Here is a 246-nt window from a genome sequence, read left to right on the forward strand (position 1 = left end):
CGGCGGTCATGTTGACCTCTTGCGGCATCCAGTGGTTGGCGCAGCCGTCGAGGTACTTCTGCCAGGCCCAGTCGTACTTGAAAGGTACGAGTTGGTTGAGGTCGGCGCGGCAGTTGATCATGCGCTTTTCGTCAACGGCGACGCGGGCGGCGGAGCCTTCGAGTTCTGCGAGGCCTTCGGCGACGTCGAGTTTGTCGAGGGCGGCCTTGGCGCGGATGATCGCGGCGGAGTCGCTGGCGGTCACGT

Annotated in this window: 1 pseudogene; it reads right to left on the minus strand. The window is 64.6% G+C overall.

What is annotated here, in order from left to right:
• A pseudogene (locus tag ACW9I6_RS32465) lies at nucleotides 1-244 on the minus strand (ribonucleotide-diphosphate reductase subunit beta); the annotation flags it as partial.
• Between the last annotated feature and the right edge of the window lie 2 nt (nucleotides 245-246).

The sequence above is a fragment of the Pseudomonas sp. SDO5522_S412 genome, assembly GCF_054071215.1.